At 43.3% G+C, this 12,915-nt stretch carries 11 protein-coding genes and 1 riboswitch; of the genes, 10 read left to right on the forward strand and 1 reads right to left on the reverse strand.

The annotated features are described in order from the left end of the window. Entirely contained in the window at window positions 1–3,477 is a 3,477-nt protein-coding gene (locus DOZ58_RS16160) for a cobaltochelatase subunit CobN (protein ID WP_111889243.1), read from the forward strand. 13 nt (window positions 3,478–3,490) lie between these two features. Beyond that, window positions 3,491–4,546 (forward strand): radical SAM/SPASM domain-containing protein, encoded by a 1,056-nt coding sequence (locus DOZ58_RS16165; RefSeq protein ID WP_111889244.1) that lies wholly within the window; start codon window positions 3,491–3,493, stop codon window positions 4,544–4,546. An 87-nt stretch (window positions 4,547–4,633) separates the two neighbouring features. On the opposite strand, the gene DOZ58_RS16170 is transcribed toward DOZ58_RS16165, so the two are convergent. After that, window positions 4,634–5,095: a EutP/PduV family microcompartment system protein gene (locus DOZ58_RS16170; protein WP_111889805.1), complete on the reverse strand. Its 462-nt coding sequence runs from the start codon at window positions 5,093–5,095 to the stop codon at window positions 4,634–4,636. A gap of 146 nt (window positions 5,096–5,241) precedes the next feature. Then, window positions 5,242–5,427: riboswitch (cobalamin riboswitch) on the reverse strand. Window positions 5,428–5,604: 177 nt separating this feature from the next. Between DOZ58_RS16170 and modA the strand changes: the two genes are divergently transcribed. From modA to DOZ58_RS16210, 8 genes are all read left to right on the forward strand, one after another. Further along, on the forward strand, window positions 5,605–6,399 hold the full coding sequence (gene modA / locus DOZ58_RS16175; protein WP_111889245.1) for a molybdate ABC transporter substrate-binding protein: 795 nt from the start codon (window positions 5,605–5,607) through the stop codon (window positions 6,397–6,399). 8 nt (window positions 6,400–6,407) lie between these two features. Next, window positions 6,408–7,229, forward strand: coding sequence for an ABC transporter permease (locus DOZ58_RS16180; protein ID WP_111889246.1), 822 nt, complete (start codon window positions 6,408–6,410; stop codon window positions 7,227–7,229). Continuing rightward, window positions 7,226–7,987, forward strand: coding sequence for an ATP-binding cassette domain-containing protein (locus DOZ58_RS16185; RefSeq protein ID WP_111889247.1), 762 nt, complete (start codon window positions 7,226–7,228; stop codon window positions 7,985–7,987). The genes DOZ58_RS16180 and DOZ58_RS16185 overlap by 4 nt, the downstream gene beginning before the upstream one ends. After that, window positions 7,962–8,180: a heavy-metal-associated domain-containing protein gene (locus tag DOZ58_RS16190; RefSeq protein ID WP_111889248.1), complete on the forward strand. Its 219-nt coding sequence runs from the start codon at window positions 7,962–7,964 to the stop codon at window positions 8,178–8,180. Before DOZ58_RS16185 ends, DOZ58_RS16190 begins: the two co-directional genes overlap by 26 nt. A gap of 14 nt (window positions 8,181–8,194) precedes the next feature. Then, window positions 8,195–9,040, forward strand: a complete 846-nt coding sequence (gene modD, locus DOZ58_RS16195; protein WP_111889249.1) for a ModD protein — start codon at window positions 8,195–8,197, stop codon at window positions 9,038–9,040. Between the two features lie 81 nt (window positions 9,041–9,121). Further along, a complete protein-coding gene (locus DOZ58_RS16200) occupies window positions 9,122–9,619 on the forward strand; it encodes a C-GCAxxG-C-C family protein (protein WP_111889250.1) in 498 nt (165 codons plus the stop codon). A 368-nt stretch (window positions 9,620–9,987) separates the two neighbouring features. After that, entirely contained in the window at window positions 9,988–10,275 is a 288-nt protein-coding gene (locus tag DOZ58_RS16205; RefSeq protein WP_111889251.1) for a helix-turn-helix transcriptional regulator, read from the forward strand. Beyond that, window positions 10,275–12,803, forward strand: a complete 2,529-nt coding sequence (locus DOZ58_RS16210) for an FAD-dependent oxidoreductase (protein ID WP_111889252.1) — start codon at window positions 10,275–10,277, stop codon at window positions 12,801–12,803. Before DOZ58_RS16205 ends, DOZ58_RS16210 begins: the two co-directional genes overlap by 1 nt. Window positions 12,804–12,915: the final 112 nt, after the last annotated feature.

Below are 12,915 nucleotides of genomic sequence, written 5' to 3' on the forward strand. Positions count from 1 at the left end.
GTGAGTAATCAAGCGAACAGACGGATAAATAAAAAACAGAGCGATTTAAAACAGACCAATGGCGTCAGGGCGTCCGCCCACCAAGAAGGCAAATTAAAATCAGGCGAGCCAGCTGATTCCGAAAATTTTTCAAAACGCGTTCGGGATGGTATCTTTCATCCCGATACAAAAATTGTTTTTTCGAGCTTGGCGGCTTATCAGAATTGGTATCGTGGTTTGGACGATGCCCAAATGGTGGTAGGCATTCTAACCCACTACGAAAACTGGATTAAGAAAAAAGCGGCGGTGGAGGAAGCCTTAATTCGGGAGTTGGAGGTTCAGGGGATTCGGGTGATCCCGGTTTTTAGTTATTCGTCAGCGGATGAAGAAAGTGGGGTAAAAGGGTTTAGAACCATTATCAGCGATTATTTTTCCAGCAATGGAAAACTCAGCATTGATGGACTCATTAATTTTCAAATGCAGGCCGCTACCGGAAATACGCAATCCGGAGACTTGTTTTCTCAAAGTGTGGCTGTTTTTAAGGAAATGAATATCCCGGTTTTTCGGCCGGTTGTCAGTCGGCTCCAGAATCAGCAGCAATGGGAAGCGAATTTAGCCGGTCTTTCGGCGGAAATATCCTGGGCCTTTACCACCAGTGAAATGATGGGGATGATTGAACCGATTATTATTGGTACCCGCAAAGATACTCAGGATATGCTGAAGATGACGCCGATTCCCGAGCGGATTTCGCGGCTGGTTGCCAGAATTATTCGACGCATTGAACTTAAAAAGGTGAAAGCTGCTGATAAAAAAATCGTGTTAATGCTACACTGTTCACCCTGCGCGGGCGTTGAAGCGACGCTGGGATCAGGGGCCGGGCTTAATGTCTTTGAAAGTGTGGTGCGGATGTTGAAAACCTTGAAAGCCGCAGGCTACCAGATAACGGACATTCCCGCCGATGGACCGGCTCTTAAAAAAATGATGCTGGATAAAAAAGCCTATCAGGATTTTCGTTGGACCACGGTTGAGGACATTGTCAAGGCTGGCGGTGACATCTATCGGATGCCACTGTCCGGCCGGGGCGGATACAATCAATTCTATGAGAACTTGGACCCGCTGCTCAGAGCGTCGATGGAAGCAGCCTGGGGACCACCGCCCGGGGAAGGGATGGTTTTCGAGAATCAGCTGGTCATTACCGGGCTGAATTTTGGCAATGTGTGGGTGATGCTTCAGCCCAAACGGGGCTGTTATGGCCCGAAATGTACCGGGGAAGTCTGCAAGATTCTTCATGATCCAGCCTGCCCGCCGCCCCATCAGTATCTGGCCACCTATCGCTATATCGATGAGTTGTTAAAGGCCCATGCCGTAGTTCACGTCGGAACTGCTGGCAGTTTGGAGCATTTGCCGGGAAAAACCAATGCGTTGTCAGAATTCTGCTGGCCGGACGTGGTGATTGGCAATCTGCCTAATTTTTATTGCTATAATGCCGCCATCGGCGTCGAAGGCGTGGGTACCAAGCGCCGTAATTATGCGGTGGTGCTTGATTATCTGCCCAGCTGTCTCAATACCGATTATACCCGGATTGAAGTGATCAATGAGTTGGGAAACTACCTGGAGGCGGTTGATGTTCAAAGTCAGCAGGTTGAAGTGATGCAGAATAGCATTGAAAATCGCATCAATCAGACACCGGAATATTGCAAAATCGTTGAAAAAGAAGTGGCATTTTTAGAAGGCGTAAAAAAACTCAAGGGTTTACTAACTCAGTCCATCACCCATTCCTTTGAACAGGAGAATCATATTTGGGGAGAGGTTCCCAAACTCAGTCATCAGGTATCCTATATCAAAGAATCAATTGATGGAACCAGCTTGTATGCATCGCTGGTGAAAAAAGACTGTATCGATGACTATACCTATCATTCGGAAATGTTGTTGTTGATTTCTGGTTTGCTCAGCCCGACTAAAACTGCAGAACTCCAGTCGCACCCCAGTGATGTGATGGTACCGGGCATTCTGGAAGCGGCGGTGCTGGAAAATGAAATAAAAAACAACCAAAGCAGTTTGATGAGTGTTGAAAATGAATCAAGGGCCCTGATCGAGGCCTTGATGGGGGATTACATAGAGCCGGGGCTGGCGGGCTCACCCCGGGATGGACTGGGGCGGATTATGCCAACCGGGCGAAATTTTTACTTGATGGATACCCAAAAAGTTCCCACCAAATCGGCCTATGCCATTGGGGTGGAAATGGCGGATCAATTAATTCGTCAACATCAAAAAGACACCGGACAATTTCCCGAAAAGGTGGCCATGAACATGATTTCCACCGACATCTCGATGACCAATGGAGAACAGCTTTCTCAGGTTCTGGCCTTATTGGGCGTTACACCGGTCTGGAATGAATCGGGGATTGTGATGGATGTCAAGGCGATTCCATTAGAAGCACTGGGACGGCCGAGAATTGACGTGATCATCCGGATTTCCGGCGTTTTAAGAGATTCCTATCCCGATCTGATTGCCTTGATGGATCAGGCAGTGCAAATGGTGGCTGTGCTTAACGAACCAGAAAGCTTAAATTTTGTTCGCCGCAATGCCTTAAAAACAATCAATGAACTGGCAGGAACAGAAGAAGTGGCCCAGGAAACGAGGTGGCGGCGTGCCACCATGCGGATCTTTGGCGACAAGCCGGGAACCTACGGCTCTGGCGTAGATCTGGCCTTAAAAGCCAGTGCCTGGGAGTCGGAAGATGAGTTGGCCAAGGTGTTTACCTCATTTTCGGGTTATGCCTATGGCGATGGTTTAAACGGAGCGGTGTCCCATAAAGAATTTGTGGATAACGTTAAGTCGGCGGAGCTTGTTTTTGAAACCTCAGTGAGTAATCGGTATGACCTGCTTTCATCTGGCTATAGCGCTTCGGTGATCGGCGGTTTTAACATGGTCAAAAATCAGTTTGATCAGGATGCGCTCAAACAATATCACGGGACCTCCAACAATAAAGAAAAGGTAGTTATTACAACAATGGCAGATGAGCTCAATCGCATTGTCGAAGGCACCTTATTTAATCCGCTCTGGAACCGCTCAGTAATGGACAAGGGCTATCGTGGTGCCGCCGAGGTAATGCGAAAGGCGCAAACCATTTTTAGCTGGAAGTGTACCACCAAAAATGTTGATGACAGGGCTATTGATGAAATCGTTAAGACCTATCTCGGTGATCCGGAAATGGCAAGCTGGCTTAGCCAGGAGAATAGCTTTGCCATTGAGGAAATGTCAAGACGATTTCTGGAGCTCCACCAACGACAAAAATGGAATCCTAGTCTCGAGGCATTAGAAATTTTAACAAATATTTATATGAAAATTGAGGGTGATATGGAAGAGCTGATGGAAGAATCCCAGGGTGATTACCAGGGCGGGACAATCGAAATTGTCGGTCACCAGGATGTGGAAGCATGGAACAAAAGTATTCAGGAAGTGGATGCCCTGTTCGATTCAGAGAAAAGTCTGTAAAAAGAAGTGATGGGTGAGATCACAATTTTTAAGACGTGTAACGGAGGTGGTTATTATTTCAAAAGAAAGTGTGCTAATTGTCCTTTGGACTACCGGTCGCTGTAATCTGGCCTGCGAATACTGTTATGCCGGTTTAACCCATCTAAAAGCGGATATGGATTTTGAGACCGCGGCTCAGACGCTGGATCTGTTTTCCGATCATTATATGAAAATTCAGTTCGCCGGGGGAGAACCGCTGCTGAACTACCCTTTAATCTGTCAAGTGGTTTCTTATGTGAAGGAAAAAAATTACAATGCCAGCTTTCAGATGCAGACCAACGGCATCTGCATTACCCCGGAGATTGCCGTGGGCCTGAAAAAAATGAGGATTGCCTTAGGGGTCAGTCTTGATGGTCCCCCGGAGGTGAATGAGTTTACCCGGGGAAGGACAAGAGACGTGATTGCCGGGATTGGGTGTCTGGCTAATGAAGGAATCAAAATCAATCTCAACAGCGTGGTGACCAGTCACAGCATCACACAGCTTCCCAAGCTGGTCAGTTTCGCCTATTATTTGGGTAATGTAGGCGGGATTGGCCTTGATTTATTGCGGGATGCAGGGCGCGCCAGAGACCAGCGGGCGATCATCAAAAAAGCCACCCCAGAGCAAATCAAGACAGCGTTGACGAAAATGGTTGAGACTGCTGAGGAATTATATCGGCTGACTGGTAAAAAAATTGTGATCCGTGAGGTTCATGAAGCGAAGCAGCGGTTGAAAATGACCTCGTGCAACAAGGAATACTGTTATGCATCCTGCGGTAGATCCTATGTCGTGCTGCCTTGTGGCGATGTTTACCCTTGCGGATCACTAATTGAAAATCCGAAATATTTTATGGGGAATGTGGTAAAAGCGCGCCCCTTAAAAAACGTTGTCATTGTAAAGGCAGAATCGCAAGGCTGTAAAACATGTGACTATTATAGCATCTGTCCCGGGGGCTGTCCCTCGCGCCTGATCTTAAATGATGAAAAAAAACAGGACACCTCGCTGGACTGCGTGTTAAAAAAGGCCGCCTTTGAGCTGGCCAGACAATAACAAGGCTTGGTGAAGTGGGAAACGATTAAGACGCAAGTTTAGCAATCATATCGCTGTTTGAAAGTAAGTCTACGGCAGGTCGTTTGCTTAATGATCAAAAGCGACATACGCCTGAATAACCGTCTTAAGTTCAGAGACCCCTTCGCCGGTCAATGCACTTACCGGGTGAATCTTATCAGGGTGGACTCCGGCATAAGTCAGGTAGCGTAGACTTCGCTTGAGGTTACAGTGTTTATGATCAATTTTGGTAATAACCCCAATTACGGGGATGTTATAGGTACAGACAAAATTAGGTGGAACCGAGTTTTGGTGATCGGTGCTGGAATTAATTAGAATAATCAGCCCCGCATCACAGGTTACATTAATGGCCTGAGGACGAAAACAGGGTAATTCAACAAATTCGCCAGGGGTATCAATAAAATGATCAGAATAACTGACCTGCTGGGTTTTCCCATAGGTAATAAATTCATTGGTCAGCCGTAAAAATAGGGTGGTTTTACCGCTACCGATCCGTCCGATGAGGGCGATGCGATTTTTATTATTGGCCATAAATAAATCCTCCAGTCTGCAAAAAACAAAAAAACCTTTTTTAAAAAAGGTTTGCAAATACGGAGTTGTTTCCGTGACGCCTGCAGTTGATCGGTGGGGCGTCATTTCGTTTTATTCTCACATTTTGCAGCCTTCTTTGAAGCTTCAAACAGATCGTGTTTTGACAAAAATATCCTGACTCAGAGGGACATCATACACACAGCCTTCTTGGTTAACCCAATGACTGAATGCGTCCATATTCTTCTCCTTACAGTAGCAAAGAAACTGTCGCGGATTTTTACCGCGTTCCTTTTGTAAACACTTTTTCTAGTTTATTATAGTCTAAAATCGGTCAATAATCAAGCACCTTGATCATTTTTAAAAGGACCAAGGATTAATACAAGTGAAGAAATTTGGCTGCTTGCGAAGAAAAAGGGTTGGTTACTTGACATATGCCAATAACCTATTATATAATTCAAAACATATCTAAACGTTACAAAACAATACTAAAGTAATGAAAAGGAGATGTGATGAAGAGCGTTAAGAATTGGTTAGTGGTATTATTGGTAATGGGAATAATTATCAGCTTGGTATCAGGTTGTAGCAGTAAGGCTGACGGAGCGCAAGAGAAAGTTGCTGAAAGTCAAAGTCTCGCTGGTCAAATCTTGTTTGTGTACTGTGGGGCTGGCATGACCAAGCCTTTCGGGGAAATTGCCGATAAATTCAAAACAGAAACCGGTTGTGAAATGGAAGTTGTTTATGCCAATGCGGCCCAGCTTCAGAATCAGATTAAGACAACTGGTGAAGGGGATTTGTTTATTGCCGGCTCCGCTGATGAATTGGCACCAGTTAAAGATTTTGTTACAAAAAGTAAAGAACTGGTCAAACACATCCCTGTATTGGCTGTAAAAAGCGGAAACCCACTGGGAATTTCCGGCTTAAACGATCTAGCAAAAGAAGGGGTGGAAGTTGTGCTGGGTGATGGCGATGCCACGCCAATTGGTAAGATTGCCAATAAAGCGTTAACAGATCTGGGGATTTTAAGCAATGTCAATGTCATTGCCCGGGCAGCCACAGCACCGGAAATATTTAATGCCCTGTCCGTTGATGAATGCGATGCGATTATTGTCTGGAAAGAAAATGTGACTGGTTCCGCCACCGAAATTGTCAAGACAACGGATCTGGATACCTATGTCAAAAAAGTTCCGGCGGCACAATTAAGCAGCAGTAAAAATACCGAAACACTGGATGCGTTTATGACATTCTTAGATTCGGATTCTGCAAAAGCGATATGGGAAAACTATGGATACGAAGTAGTTAATTAAACGATCTGATGAGGGAACGATTTTCAGTATTTAGTTTATTTGAAATCATTACAATCGTCATTACGGTCATAGTTATTAGCTTTACCTCAGTACTGATAGTGGCAATCGTCTTAAAAGGGTTACCCTATTTGGGTCAGGCATTTTATTCAGAAGAAGTGCAATTCGCTGTTAAAATGAGCCTGTTCACCGCAAGTATATCCACAATCATTTGTATGGTGCTCGCCATTCCCACCGCATATGCATTAACACGGACTGCGTTTCCCTTTAAAAAACTGTGTCAGATGATGATTGAACTGCCATTATCGATGCCCTATCTGGTTTTGGGTCTTAGTTTATTAATTATTTTTTCGTCAGACTTTGGTAAGGCCCTTAAAGAGTTGGGATTTAAGGTTGTCTTTGATAAAAATGGTATCATTATTGCTCAAACCGTTGTCAATCTTCCCTATGTAGTCCGATTTATTCGGACCGCATTTGAGGAAGTTGATGAGCGACTGGAGTTTATTTCCGGCAGTCTGGGAGCGACGAAGTGGGAACGCTTCATAACCATTACCTTACCGCTATCCAAGAATGCCATTATCACAACTATTATTTTAGCCTGGTCAAGGGGCCTCGGCGAATTTGGGGCGACGCTGATGTTAGTAGGAGCCACCCGGATGAAAACAGAAACCCTGACGACATCCGTTTATTTAAATCTGGCAACCGGGGATACCGGTGCTTCCATGGCATCGGCAACAATTATTCTGATTATTTCGCTGATTTCTCTTTTTCTGACCAACTGGATTGGCAGGAAAAATCCCCAGGAGAGCAGGATGAAGGACGTGAACCGATGATTAATACAATGGTTGAAATTAAAGACTACTCCATTAAATTAGGAACCTTTCAATTGAATAATATCAATTTAAACATTCGTGAAAAAGAAATCTTTGCCGTGCTGGGCAGAACCGGATCAGGTAAAACTGTTCTGCTGGAGTCCGTGGCCGGTTTTTATCGGAAATTCTCTGGTGAAGTGTGCATTCAGGGAAAGCCGGTAGTCAAAATTCCTTTAGAGAGGCGGCAGATTGGTTTTGTTTATCAGGATTTCGGTCTGTTTCATCACATGTCTGTTTATGAGAATATTACTTATGGATTAAAAATTCAAAGAAAAGACAAGGCCTATAAAAAAGAAATGGCTGATAAAATGGCTGAAATCTTGTCCATCGGCGATATCTTGAATCAGTATCCGGGAACCTTAAGTGGGGGTGAACGTCAAAGAACGGCCCTTGCCCGGGCACTGATTCTTAATCCAAAATTGTTGTTGATGGATGAGCCCTTTTCATCCTTAGATCCGGCCACCAAAGAAATGATGTATCAGCAAATTAAAGAAATTCATAAACTATTTGGCTGTACTATTTTATTTGTAACCCATGATTTTAATGAGGCGCAAGTAATGGCTGATCGGATTGGCATTATGGTTAAGGGTGAACTACGGGGGGTCCGTAAAAGTACGGACTTGTTTAAAAACTGTCAGGATCAGGAAGTTAACCAGTTTTTATTGGGACGATACGAGAAAGGAGGAGCCGTGCATGAAAGAGTTTGCTTTGCAGGTTGAGGGCATTATGTGCCCAAAATGTGTTAAAAAAATCAAAGAGACATTACTAAGTAAGGATGGTATTGATGATGTTGGGGTTAGTGCGGATTTTACGACAGTAACGGTAAAACTAGATGAAAATAAAACGAATGCTTTACAGATTGGCAGTATTATTGAGAAAATAGAAGATAAATCATTTAAAATAATCAATTGAACATGGGGGAAGATATGGCGTTTATAGCAATTAATGAAATCGACCGGCTGATTAATGAGGATGTTCCTTATATTGACTTGACCAGCTGGACACTGGGGATCAGAGAGCAGGAGGCTCGGATTACTTATTTTACACGAGAAGACGCGGTTGTGTGCGGAACCGAAGAGGTGCGAGCGGTTTTTGATCGGATGCATATTGAGATGGATCATATGGTTGTTTCCGGAGAGAAGATTACCGCTGGTTCAGAGCTGATCACAGGAATCGGTCGGGCTGAGGATTTGCATATGGCCTGGAAAGTAGGACAGAATATTCTGGATAATTGTTCGGGAATCGCAACAAAAACACGAAAAATGGTAGATGTTGTTAAATCTTATAACCCGAATATGGCCGTTCTGACAACCCGAAAGGGTTTTCCCGGGACCAAAACCCTGGCGACCAAAGCCATTATGGCGGGTGGCGCCATGCCTCATCGGTTGGGTTTGTCTGAAACCATTCTTGTTTTTAAACAGCATCTGAATTTTATCGGTGGATTTGAGGGTTTGATCGACAAACTTCCGCAAATAAAAGCGGAATGTTGTGAAAAGAAAATCATTGTTGAAGCAACAACGCTGGAGCAGGCAGTTAGTCTTTGTCAGGCTGGAGTAGACGGCATCCAGTTTGACAAAATGAGTGCAGAAGAGCTGACTGGGGCAGTGGAACGTTTAAGAAAAGAGTTTCCATCCGGTATTTTATTGGCGGCCGGCGGAATCAACGAGACGAATATTTCAAAATATGCCCAAACAAATGTAAATGGGATCATTACAACCAGTTTATACAGTGCCAAGCCCATTGATATTGGTGTTAAAATAGACAGAAATTAAAAGTACTTACACATTGAAACCAGAAAAATTGGAGTAAGCATTTTTAAAAAAGTTCTAAGAAGGAAAGGCATGATAGATTAAATGAGACATCAAACAAAAGAAAAGACATCATTAAACGACAACCAGAGAAAAACGCATTCTGAAATAGCCCGGAACCTTTTTAGGCAAGGGTATAATTGTTCACAGTCTGTTTTTCTGGCGTTTTGTGATGAATGTGGATTGGCGTTTGAAACGGCTGCCAAATTAAGCTCATCTTTTGGTGCCGGAATGGGGCGGCTCCGGGAGGTTTGTGGTGCAGTCACGGGGATGTTTATGGTCGCAGGGCTCCTCTACGGCTACACCGATCCAGAAGACCAGAGCGGCAAAGCAGAGCATTATCAGCGGATTCAATTGCTTGCAAAGGCGTTTGAAGATCAGAATCACACGATTATCTGCCGGGAGCTTTTGGGACTTGAAAAAGGAAAAGACAACCCAACGCCGGAACAGCGGACAGAAGCATATTATGCGAATCGTCCCTGTGAATCATTGGTGGGAATGGCGGCAGAAATTATGGAAAAATACATTAACGAAGAAAATTAAAAATCCTTTGCTGGGTATCAATTATAACGCGGATCAGTTGGATAAAGAAATATTTAATAAGGTAGTTATTATTAAAGTATGAGAAAAGCCGGAAAATCAGGTTAAGCGCTAGGGCCACCTGAATAATCCGGTTTTTTTGTTATCTTCGAAAAATGACTCACACCAGTGCTTAAATCCATTTTGAATATTGATACTCAGAGCTTAAATAGGATTTTTAAAAAAGCTCGTTTAGATTAACAGAGTGTTTAAAGATTCTAAATAATGGTATATAAGTAAAATTAATAAAATTAAAAAAACACTTGACATATTAATATGTTATAATATAATGGTATTGACATTATCTTAACAGAGTTGATTGGAGAAATCTAATGGAAATGAAACCGAAAGATTGTGATGAACAGGCTGAAATATTAAAAATTTTAGGAAATCCGATTCGATTATGTATTGCCAGAGGTTTAATAAAAAAGGGCAGTTGTAATGTGACTTATATGGAAGAATGTCTTGGGGTATCACAATCATCGATTTCTCAACACTTGTCAAAATTAAAAAGTGCTGGGATCGTTAAAGGATACCGTTCCGGAACTGAAATTTATTATGAAGTAGTATCAGAAAGTGCAAAAAAAATAATTAATGCAATATACGAGGAGGAAAATTGATGAAAAAGATTTTGATTGTTGGAGGCGTTGCCGGTGGTGCGACTGCTGCTGCCAGATTGCGACGTTTAAGTGAAGAAGATGAGATTATTCTGTTTGAACGGGATGAATATATTTCTTTTGCCAACTGTGGTTTACCCTATTACATTGGGGATGTGATTAAAGATCGCAAGAAATTATTGGTTCAAACCGTCGATGGTATGTCTAAACGCTTTAATTTGGATATCAGAAATTTTAGTGAGGTCGTTGCGATTGACCCGGTTGCTAAAACTGTCGAAGTGAAAAATCATCAAACAGGAAAAACATACAACGAAAGCTATGATAAGTTGATTCTATCCCCCGGGGCAAAACCGATTGCACCACCGATTCCCGGATTGTCAGAAGCAAAAAATATTTTAACGCTAAGAAATATTCCGGACACAGATAAGATTAAAGCGGTTGTTGATAGCGGCAAGGTAAGACGGGCTGTTGTTATCGGCGGTGGTTTTATTGGTGTCGAAATGGCCGAAAATCTGCAAGAACTGGGTGCCAATGTAACCTTGGTGGAAAAAATGAACCAGGTCTTAAAACCCCTGGATTTTGAAATGGCGCAACTGGTGCATCAGGAAATCAATGCTAATTGTGTAAATCTGATTTTAGGAGATGGGGTCGATCATTTCCAAAAACAGGGCAGTGAAGTCGTTCTGGAAAGTGGTCGCGTACTGGAGGCCGATCTGGTCATTTTAGCTATTGGTGTGGTTCCCGATAATATGCTTGCCAAACAGGCAAATCTCAAGTGCGGGCTCCGTGGTCATATTGTCACGACACAAAACTACGAGGTACTCAGCGGGGTAGATGAGAGTGTTTATTCGGATATCTTTGCTATTGGTGATGCCATTGAAGTTAAAGATTTTGTGACTAAGGATCAAACCGCCATTCCACTGGCGTGGCCTGCTAACCGACAGGGGCGGGTTGTAGCGGATTACATCAATGGAAAAACAATTAAAAATTTTGGAATCCAGGGAACTGCGGTAGCAAAAGTATTTAATAAAACCATTGCTTCAACGGGAAATAATGCGGTACAACTGGATATGAAGAAAATTGACTATCAAATTGTGATGGCCCATCGTGCCAATCACGCGGGTTATTATCCTCATGCAACCAATATTGCCTTAAAGTTGCTTTACGATCCTAAAACGCTCAGCATTCTGGGGGCTCAGGCCGTTGGACAGGAAGGAACCGAAAAACGAATCGATGTGATTGCATCAGCCATGAAAATGGGGGCTACCGTTCTTGATCTTCAAGATTTTGAGCTTTGTTATGCACCACCTTTTTCATCAGCCAAGGATCCGGCTAACATTCTCGGTTATATTGCAGAAAACATTGAAGATGGGGTATACAAAACCGTTGAATGGCACGAAATTGATGCAATTGTCGAAAAAGGCGGATTTTTGCTGGATGTGCGCTCACCAGTCGAAGTCAGTGCGGGTGCCATTAAAGGTTCTGTCAATATTGAGTTGGATAGTTTAAGAGATCGTATTGCTGAGATTCCCATTTCAAAGGATACACCCATCTATGTCACCTGCCAGGTCGGTCAACGTGCTTATCTTGCCATCCGAATATTAAAGGGTAATGGCTTTACCAACATCTATAACTTGTCTGGTGGATATAGTACATACCGAACCGCTCATTACAAGTTGGCGGAGTTGGATTTTAATATTGGGGCGTGTATCGTTAAAAAAGTTGACTCAGATGACGGTGATGTTGACCAGGGCGGAAGAGGAAGTGATGGTGAGCAGGGTGGAACCGGAAATGATGTGATTAAAAAAAAAGTTGATGTAACTGGACTCCAATGCCCGGGGCCACTGATGGCCACTTATGACGCCATAAAAAGTGTCGAATCCGGTGATCTGGTTCAGATTATTGCCACTGATTTTGGATTTGTCAGTGACATAAAAAGCTGGTGTGAAACCAATGGACATACGCTGGTTTCTCAGGAGACAAAAGGGAAAAGCTATATTAGCATTATTAGAAAAGGTAGCGAGGGTGAAGCCTGTAGTTTGATGCCGGCGATATCGACTCAAAAAAATGCAACGTTGGTGGTTTTTAGTGGTGAGTTGGACAAGGTGCTGGCATCAATGATTATTGCACAGGGTGCGGCAGCCCAAGGAAAAAATGTGACCCTGTTTTTCACCTTTTGGGGACTTAATGCACTGCGAAAAAGAGATGGAAAAGGCCGCAACAAGACCTTTGTTGAAAAAATGTTTGGTGCAATGATGCCCAAAGGCGCGGGCAGATTGCCACTTTCGATGATGAACATGCTCGGCGCAGGACCAGCTATGATCAAAGGCATTATGAAGAAGAAACATGTCGATGATTTGGATACCATGATTAAAAAAGCTCAAAATGCCGGAGTTCGTTTTATCGCCTGTACCATGAGTATGGATCTGATGGGGATTAAAGAAGAAGAGCTTATTGACGGGATTGAATATGCCGGGGTAGGAACTTACATCGCCAGCAATGAAAATGCCGGGACAACCTTATTTGTCTGATTTAAGCACTTTAATTAGCTAACATAAGAATACATAAAAAGGATTGAAGTTTAACTTTAGTCCTTTTTTAGGTTGATGGCCCTTTAACATTTGGTACAGTTAAAAAATATGA

It is taken from the genome of Acetobacterium sp. KB-1 (assembly GCF_003260995.1).
Classification (GTDB): Bacteria; Bacillota; Clostridia; order Eubacteriales; family Eubacteriaceae; genus Acetobacterium; species Acetobacterium carbinolicum.